The sequence below is a fragment of the Evansella tamaricis genome (assembly GCF_019042215.1).
GTDB classification, from domain to species: domain Bacteria; phylum Bacillota; class Bacilli; order Bacillales; family Salisediminibacteriaceae; genus Evansella; species Evansella tamaricis.
Map to the genome: position 1 here is coordinate 1 of NZ_JAHQCS010000156.1, position 8,369 is coordinate 8,369.

An 8,369-nucleotide genomic window follows, 5' to 3' on the forward strand; every position below is an offset into this window, starting at 1 on the left:
CTCATTCTTCGCAGTGTCTTCTTAGCCGCGGGCGGTTCGGGAGCCTCCTCTGCAGGTGTCTCTTCCTCTAATAGTAATGCTTTGAGGCTGCATCCGTCGAGACAACTCGTAGCTATTTCATGAAGTAATGCTCGTTGCTTGGCACCTTGCGGGGTCTCCCCTGAACTCGCTTTTCCCGCAGGAGTGTCGTAAATTTCGCTAAAAATCATACTTTTAAGAAATCAACATTAGCCTTTAACATAGCCTTTCAAAAAGAAAAAATTTTTTCGTATTTCTGTCTAGCTCCAGTGCCTTAGAAAAACTAGTTCCAATAACTATAGTATAGTAATCTAAGAGTGTGTTTTATTATGTATAAGGAATAGGGGAGAACTATGACAAACATCATTAATCCAATTTTACCAGGCTTTCATCCTGATCCATCGATTATTCGCGTGAAAGATGATTATTATATCGCAACTTCCACCTTTGAGTGGTTTCCCGGAGTACAGATTTATCATTCCAAGGATTTGAAAAATTGGGAGCTGATTGGTCATCCTTTAACGAAAAAAGCCCAATTATCCATGCAAGGCAATCCTGACTCTGGCGGTGTTTGGGCACCGTGCTTAAGCTATGACCAAGGGATATTTTATTTAATTTATACAGATGTTAAAAGTCATTTTGGAGCATTTAAAGATACACATAATTATTTGGTTACAGCAAATAACATAGAAGGGCCATGGTCAGACCCGGTTTATTTAAACAGCAGTGGATTCGATCCGTCCTTATATCATGATGACGATGGCCGGAAATGGCTTGTTAATATGGTATGGGATCACCGGAAAGGAAAAAATTCCTTTGGTGGTATTCTACTGCAGGAGTATTCTGAGACTGAAAAAAAGTTGGTTGGTCCCATTAAAAATATTTTTAAAGGAACGTCATGGGGATTAACCGAAGCACCACATCTATATAAAAAAGACGGTTATTACTATTTAATGACAGCAGAAGGGGGAACAAGGTGGAAACATGCAGTCACAATGGCAAGATCAGCCCACCTTGATGGTCCATATGAAGTAGATCCAAAAAATCCTATTTTGACTTCCTTTAACAAAGAGGAACTTCCTTTACAGAAAGCGGGCCACGGCAGTCTTGTGGAAACACAGCATGGGGAGTGGTATATCGCTTACCTTTGTGGAAGACCGCTGAAACCGTCATGGAGATGTAACCTCGGAAGGGAAACAGCAATTCAGCCATGTGAGTGGACAGAAGATGGATGGCTTCGGGTTATGGGAGGAGATGCCGAGCTACGTGTGAAGGCTCCATCATTACCTGAAACTCCGTTTGAACCTGTGAAGGTCCGAGACGATTTTAATGGGGAAATAAGTAAACATTTTAACTCATTAAGACTTCCTGTAACAGAAGATTGGGCAAGTTTAAAACAGAGGCCGGGATTCCTGCGTTTAGTTGGAAGAGAATCATTGAATTCCATGCATCAGCAAAGTTTGCTTGCAAGGCGCCAGCAAGCCTTTCAGGTCCAAGTTGAGACGGTTGTTGAATTTGAGCCGGAAACATTCCAGCAGATGGCCGGATTAGTATATTACTATAATACGAAAAACTACTATTATTTATATGTTAGCCATGATGAGTTGTTGGGAAAATGTATTGGGATCATGTCTAATACGAAGGGGATATATGATGAACCCATTGAAAATAGAGTATCAATTGATGGATGGGAACGATGTTATTTAAAAGCAGAACTTAATGATGCATCATTGCAATTTTATTTTTCCAGAGACGGCAGTAACTGGAGTGGGATTGGTCCTGTATTAGACGCAAGTACAATTTCCGATGAGAATGCGGAGATGGTTGTGGAAGGGTATATTCTAGACCAGGGATTCACAGGCGCATTTCTTGGGATTTGTGTGCAAGACTTAAGCGGTCAAAAAAAGCATGCCGATTTTGATTATTTCGAATATAAAGAACTGTAATCGTCATATCAGCTAAGTATTACTATGGAACTGTTCATTATTATTTTAATGATGTTTCGTTTAACGAGTGTATCTGTATATTTTCCTAAAATGTGAAGACGTTAATTAGTGGATAATGTTTTTTAGGAGGATTCTGCCCATGTGGAATGCCATTTTTTGGGGAACCGTTGCCGCATCAGCCACTATGATAGGAGCGTTAGTTGTTCTCAAGTTTTCCATTCCCAGAAGACTCATTGGGTTTATAATGGCTTTAGGAACTGGAGCACTGATTGGTGCAACCACGTATGAACTATTAGAGGAATCCCTTGAAATGAGTGGGTTTTTAGAAGTTGCTTTAGGGTTCTTGGGCGGTGCACTTATTTTTACCATACTTGATTATTTTATTTCCCATAAAGGTGGAGGACATCAACGGAAGCACTCAGTAAGGTCTTCAGAAGGTGGTCCTCCATCTTTGTTCAGGGAGAATAAAAAGCAAACTGGGGGAAAGGGACCGGCGTCAGGAAAGGGTATTTTTATAGGGACGGTTATGGATACATTGCCCGAATCTGGTCTTATAGGTATGAGCTTAATTGGCGGAGGATCCGTCAGCTTAGCATTAGTGGTTTCAATTTTTATCAGCAATATACCTGAAGGGTTATCCAGTACGGTAGGTCTTCAGAAAAGTGGATATTCAACGAAAAAGATTCTTTTTTTATGGGCTCTTGTTGTCTTTTTCTCAGCCCTGAGTTCCCTTGCAGGGGCGACTTTACTGGCAGAAGCATCCGATAGTGTTAAAGCAATAGTCAGCTGTTTTGCAGGTGGTGCCATAATAGCCATGATTGCCTCCACCATGATGCCGGAAGCATTCCGAGAAGGGGGACCTTTTGTGGGATTTGTGACTTCCATTGGAGTGTTCATCTCTCTTGTACTTCACTACATTTAAATTACTATCAATGTTGTGGGAGTAGACTTTCAGTGTAAGTTATTTTTTCTAAACTTACGTGGAGGTATTCTCTTGATAGCAACGTGTTTCGTAGTCCTATTAAAGATTTCTCGGAACAAATTTAATCATATAAGAATGGTGGTCTCAGATTCTTTACCTTTCCTGAGGCCACCATATGATGTTACTTTTTTCGACATCTCGGTATATCCTCTTATCCACTATTCCTTAGTCGGCCTCCATCCACCTATGTCCATAAAAAGAGAAAATTTTTCAATCATCGTCTAGTCGTTCTTTCACATGCTTATGTTTCATGTAGATTTGAGCAATCCCCTGATTGATAAGAGGTTCCGTAATCTCGTTTAAGTTCTCCACCGTAATATTATATGGTCTATTCGAATGGATTCCTTCGTTTAAATGATCTAAATATCCTTTTAGGATAAGTAAATAAATTCTCTCATCATAGGATATTTTTCCATCTTCCAAAAATGGTCGGATAAGAATTTCTTTCCCGTCGGGTGTTTCCTTATCGGCAATGCCCCAGAAGAGCCTTCCCATACTATAAAAGGCATTAGGATAGTTCAAGTCTTGATCGAACACCTCATTGCCATAAACGAACAGATCATCTAATTTCTCCAATTGGTGAAGCATTGATAACACACGTCGTTCTAGAGAGACCTCATCATTCCCGTCGAGAATATCTTCTACTCGGCGGATGGTGAAATTCAAAGTCTCTTCCATTTGGTGTAATAGCCACTTCTCTTGCTCCTTGTAGTTCTCTTCATTGATGGTTCTTTCTCCATAATACATATAAAAACATTTAAGGAGGGCTATAAACAATAAGATAATAATAACGTTTTTAGCATAGCCTGAAAACCGGCTTCCTTTTTTTTGCTTATTCGATGGACTAATGGGAATCTCCTCCAATTCTTTAAGCCTAAAATGGTAATATTTGTACATGCTATGAACGGTATAATGATATTATTCATGTAGGAGAATGATCAGAATCAATTGGAGGAGATACACTTATGAGAAAGTTAACTAGTAAAGGGAAAAAGATGTATATTGCAGGGATTTGGATCGTTGCCTTGGGGATTGCTATCAATCCTATCTTTCCAATCCTTCCAGATCTTTCTATTTTTTGGGCAAGCCTTTATTTACCGTTGGTTATAATAGGAATCGGGCTTTTGGTAGGATCAAATTTCTTTAGAAAATCAGATTGGTAGGAATAACAGGTACATCTTACAGGAGACATCGTTTAGAAGAAAGGAAGGTAGAAAGAATGATTAAAGAACTGGTGACTCCAGCGGAGATCATGAGTGCATACCCCGTAATGAAGCAATTACGGTCACATTTAGACGAACAAACTTATCTGGAACTGGTGATGGATGCGAAGGAATTAGATAGGTACCGATTGTTTGCGTTATTTGAGGGAAGAGATGGGCTTGAAGGGACTTCTTCGCGAATTATTGCCGTGGTTGGTTTTAAACCTATGATCACTTTATATTATGGTAGATTTGTCTGGGTTTGTGATCTCGTAACGGACAGTGGACAACGGCAGATGGGTAACGGGGAAAAACTCCTGTCCTTTGTACATGAATGGGCAAGGGAAAATAAATTTGAGAGTGTTGCTTTGTCTTCTGGTTTGACTAGGACGGCCGCCCACCGATTCTATGAAACTAAGATGGGCTACGATAAAGTAAGTTATGTGTTCAAGTCAACCATCACTAGCCTTTGAAATAGGAAGAAAAATGTCGAAAAATAAGGATTTATTAGTTTTAAAGTCGAAAGACACAATGAAATCCCCAGTTCTAGTATACTTGAATACGTATGGATGAACACGGACGAACATATTGAACCAATCTGACCACCCGAAAGTGATCACATTAGTATATGTTGTACGTTGTACTAAACAGCTGCAGCATTATTATATAAATCACCATAAAATGGAGGGAGAGGTTTGATGAGTAATGAAAAATCGAATGAACAGCTAGACGGAGTGGATAAGAATTCTGCACCGAATGAACCGACGAACACAGGGGAAACAGAAACACAAAGTGAAACGGAAACTTCAGAGGATACCACAACACCTGAATCTGTAAACTCTTCAGCTGAAACGGAAACTTCTGTGGAAACAGAAAATTCAGCAAAGACAGAGGCGGCAGCGGCCGTCACTGCGGATAGTACTCACGAGCAGGGGACTGAGAGCAGTGCGGGCACTTCAACAGCTGAAGCGGAGGAAAAAAGTGGCAATGAGTTTTTGGAAAAGGTAACTGCCATCGCCAAGGGATATTGGACGTTTTTCTTGGAAAATTTGAAAGCACCGGCAAGCCGAGCTTTTGATAATACTCAGAAGGATTTTATTTATGGATACATTAACTTCTTCGTTTTATCATTATTCCTGGCATTTGGACTTTATTTTCAAATTCGATCAGCAACATCCTTTGGAGGATTTGGTCCTGTCATTGGATTTTCGGATGTATTTTTCTCGGTATTCTTTTATGCTCTCGTTTCTTTCGTTATTGGAGTAGCCATCGTTTTTGGTGTATTAAAGCTGTTGATGAAAGGGGAAGTATCCTTCCATGATGTCGTAGGACGTTTTGGGGCAATGATTTCTATTCCAGTAGCCCTTTCCGTTCTTTATTTCATCATTAGTATAACAGGTATTTCCATGCTGACTAATTTCTTGGCTCTCTTGGTCATGTCTGGGATCCAGATCGGTGTCATCTTAACCCTTTATTCCCACCGGAAAACTGGAGAAGGGGCCTTTGATCCTATATATGCCCTTTTCATCACCTATGCTGTCTATGTTATCTATCTTGGTGTTTCGGCTCAGATGATTTTAGAATCCATTATTAGTAGTTTCCTAATGTTTTAATTACTGTAATGCACCTTGTCCCATGGAGGAGGAAGATCTCCATGGGACATTTTATTATTGGGAATGATAAAAGTATATCAAAGGGGAAGTAAGCATGGAGGTGTGAAATGAAAGTAATTACTTTATGTGGATCGACCAAGTTTAAACAACAATTTAGGGAGGCCGAAGCTGCGATTACATTGCAGGGAAACATCGTCATTAGCCTTGGTTTTTTTGAGCAAAGTGAAGGAATACAAATTACAGAAGAACAGGACAAGATGTTCGAAGCGATACATTACCGCAAAATTGACATGTCTGATGAGATATTTGTCATTGATGTGGACGGGTATATAGGTAGCAGTACAAGGAAAGAAATTAACTACGCTATAGCTAATGGAAAAGGCGTTCATTACTATTCAAAGGAAAACCCGGCTTTCTGAACCGATGGATGAGTTCATTTTCTTGACGATTTATCTTCATCAATACTAAAATGCACTAAACTATCTTTTTCCCATCGTTAAACATACTAAACTTCAGGAGGTTATTCCATGTCAACTAATAACCGGAAAAGTGCGCAACTGACAAGTAAAGAAGCCACACCTAATCGTAAACCAAAGGAAATTTCGTCAGATGGTTCCTTTAAGCGGCAACGAAATCGATTCACCACTCCATTTGGTAACGGATCAGATGAACTTCCTGTGGAAGCGGGGCGCTATCGGCTATTATGGTCCGCTGCGTGTCCTTGGGCCCATCGATCCGTCATTGTACGAAAGGTTTTAGGTCTAGAGGACGCCATCAGTCTGGGAGAGGCAAGTCCTATACGCCCCCGAATCTCTCGGGTGGACTGGGAATTTTCATTAGATGAACATGGAGTGGATCCCGTTTTAGGTATCCAATATATGAGTGAAATTTATCTAAAGACCGATCCAGAATACTCCGGCAGACCAACCGTTCCAGTGATGGTAGATGTGAAAAAAGGTGTTGCGGTAAACAACGATTATTTCAAACTCACAAACTATTTGGAAACAGCTTGGGCTCCGTTTCACAAAGAGGGTGCACCTGATTTATATCCCGAAGAGTTACGAAGTGAAATTGATATTTTAAATGATACGATCTTCCACGATGTCAATAATGGTGTTTATAAATGCGGATTTGCCCAGTCGCAGGATTCATACGAGGAAGCCTTTGAAAATTTATTTGCCAGATTAGATGAATTAGAAGTACGTCTGTCTAAAAAACGTTTCCTGTTTGGTGATTTCATTACAGATTCTGATGTCCGCTTGTATTCTACATTAGTGCGATTTGATGTGGCATACTATAACGGCTTTAACACGAACAGGAATCTCATTCGTGAATTCCCAAATCTTTGGGGATACTTACGTGACCTTTACCAGACGCCTGGTTTTGGGGATACGACAAACTTTGACGCAATTAAGCGCCATTACCATTTGTCCATCACGATTAATCCAGATAAAAATGAAGTGAAAATATTACCTAAAGGGCCAGAATTAGCTGTATTTAATTCCCCTCACGGCCGTGAAAAACTTAGTGAGACAGATGATAAATTTAAGATTAATAGAAAGAACTAATTTTTTCTAGAGGGTGGATGTTTATGATAATTCGTAATGCTGAAAAACATGAAATGGAATTTCTAAGGCAACAGCGCATTGAGGCATATACTAGCCATCGAGATTCCATTCCAGACGACCATTGGAAAGGATTAAAGAAAGCAATTTCTTCCGATGCCGACCAGCAAACAGGCGTGGATTTGATTGTGGCAGAAGTGGGAGGAGATTTATTGGGAAGTGTTGCTTTATTTCCACCACAGTCAGATGCCTACGAAGGAAATGTGGAAGAGTTGGAATATCCTGAAATCAGGATGCTTGCAGTTGCCCCAGAAGCACAGGGGAAAGGTATCGCTTCGAGATTGATTGAAGAGTGTATTAATCGTACAAAGGATAAAGGTTACACCGCAATTGGGTTACATACAGGTGAATTTATGAAAGATGCAATGAGATTGTATGAACGATTCGGATTTAAGCGTATGCCAAAGTATGATTTCGTACCTGCCAATGATGGCATTGTCGTAAAGGCATATCGGCTTATTCTTAAAAGGTAATTTATGGCGCTTGTGCTTTTCTTCCTTGTTTTAAGTTTACCTTCTTCACCAGCTTTGCTGCAGGAAAACCGTGGATAACTTTTAAACGCTTGGACCTCTAGTAGAGGCCAAGCGTTTTTTAAAAGATAAAGTATAAGTTTTTACACCTTCGGGCATTGTCTAGCTCCATCGCCTACTCGCTGCGGGGCACTTCGGAAGTGACAACCGAAGTCAAAGAGCGGACTTCTAGTTGTCATTCCTCCACTGCCCTACGCTCGTGATCAAAGAGCAACCCTTCATGAATAAGCTACGATTTGTGTCGACGGATCCACTTCTTCGAAATACTGTTAGAGGAAGACACATAGGCGCTTGCGCTTTTCTTAAAAGATAAGAATTTATAAGTATTAGCACCTTCGGGCAAGTTGTCTAGCTCCAGCGCCTACTCGCATGGGAACTGAAAAAGTGGTGCTTTTCCACTTTTACAGTTCCCAAGCAATGAGCGTAGCCGTCGCAATCTTTAAAAAGCTTGAT

The 8,369-nt window shown here is 40.3% G+C and carries 9 protein-coding genes; 8 read left to right on the plus strand and 1 reads right to left on the minus strand.

The features are described 5' to 3' along the window. Window positions 1-371 precede the first annotated feature (371 nt). A complete protein-coding gene (locus KS419_RS19695) occupies window positions 372-1,964 on the plus strand; it encodes a glycoside hydrolase family 43 protein (RefSeq protein WP_217068208.1) in 1,593 nt (530 codons plus the stop codon). Window positions 1,965-2,103: 139 nt separating this feature from the next. Further along, a complete protein-coding gene (locus KS419_RS19700) occupies window positions 2,104-2,886 on the plus strand; it encodes a ZIP family metal transporter (RefSeq protein WP_217068209.1) in 783 nt (260 codons plus the stop codon). Between the two features lie 270 nt (window positions 2,887-3,156). Here the strand turns inward: KS419_RS19700 and KS419_RS19705 are convergent, their stop codons facing one another. After that, the gene (locus KS419_RS19705; RefSeq protein ID WP_217068214.1) at window positions 3,157-3,810 is read right to left on the minus strand and encodes a hypothetical protein; all 654 of its coding nucleotides are present in this window, start codon (window positions 3,808-3,810) and stop codon (window positions 3,157-3,159) included. 101 nt (window positions 3,811-3,911) lie between these two features. Between KS419_RS19705 and KS419_RS19710 the strand changes: the two genes are divergently transcribed. The 6 genes from KS419_RS19710 (at window position 3,912) to KS419_RS19735 (ending at window position 7,859) form a co-directional block, all read left to right on the plus strand. Beyond that, complete coding sequence (locus KS419_RS19710; RefSeq protein ID WP_217068216.1) at window positions 3,912-4,109, plus strand: hypothetical protein; 198 nt, start codon at window positions 3,912-3,914, stop codon at window positions 4,107-4,109. 56 nt (window positions 4,110-4,165) lie between these two features. Next, window positions 4,166-4,621: a GNAT family N-acetyltransferase gene (locus tag KS419_RS19715; RefSeq protein WP_217068218.1), complete on the plus strand. Its 456-nt coding sequence runs from the start codon at window positions 4,166-4,168 to the stop codon at window positions 4,619-4,621. Window positions 4,622-4,846: 225 nt separating this feature from the next. After that, window positions 4,847-5,761 (plus strand): hypothetical protein, encoded by a 915-nt coding sequence (locus KS419_RS19720; protein ID WP_217068220.1) that lies wholly within the window; start codon window positions 4,847-4,849, stop codon window positions 5,759-5,761. Window positions 5,762-5,868: 107 nt separating this feature from the next. Next, window positions 5,869-6,180 (plus strand): hypothetical protein, encoded by a 312-nt coding sequence (locus KS419_RS19725; RefSeq protein WP_217068222.1) that lies wholly within the window; start codon window positions 5,869-5,871, stop codon window positions 6,178-6,180. A gap of 108 nt (window positions 6,181-6,288) precedes the next feature. Beyond that, window positions 6,289-7,329, plus strand: a complete 1,041-nt coding sequence (locus KS419_RS19730) for a glutathione S-transferase family protein (RefSeq protein WP_217068223.1) — start codon at window positions 6,289-6,291, stop codon at window positions 7,327-7,329. 23 nt (window positions 7,330-7,352) lie between these two features. Further along, entirely contained in the window at window positions 7,353-7,859 is a 507-nt protein-coding gene (locus KS419_RS19735) for a GNAT family N-acetyltransferase (protein WP_217068225.1), read from the plus strand. Window positions 7,860-8,369 lie beyond the last annotated feature (510 nt).

Coding starts and splice junctions, on each gene's coding strand:
- KS419_RS19725 (WP_217068222.1), top strand. CDS start 5,869: ATGAAAGTAATTACTTTATGTGGATCGACCAAGTTTAAACAACAATTT.
- KS419_RS19715 (WP_217068218.1), top strand. CDS start 4,166: ATGATTAAAGAACTGGTGACTCCAGCGGAGATCATGAGTGCATACCCC.
- KS419_RS19720 (WP_217068220.1), top strand. CDS start 4,847: ATGAGTAATGAAAAATCGAATGAACAGCTAGACGGAGTGGATAAGAAT.
- KS419_RS19710 (WP_217068216.1), top strand. CDS start 3,912: ATGAGAAAGTTAACTAGTAAAGGGAAAAAGATGTATATTGCAGGGATT.
- KS419_RS19695 (WP_217068208.1), top strand. CDS start 372: ATGACAAACATCATTAATCCAATTTTACCAGGCTTTCATCCTGATCCA.
- KS419_RS19700 (WP_217068209.1), top strand. CDS start 2,104: ATGTGGAATGCCATTTTTTGGGGAACCGTTGCCGCATCAGCCACTATG.
- KS419_RS19735 (WP_217068225.1), top strand. CDS start 7,353: ATGATAATTCGTAATGCTGAAAAACATGAAATGGAATTTCTAAGGCAA.
- KS419_RS19730 (WP_217068223.1), top strand. CDS start 6,289: ATGTCAACTAATAACCGGAAAAGTGCGCAACTGACAAGTAAAGAAGCC.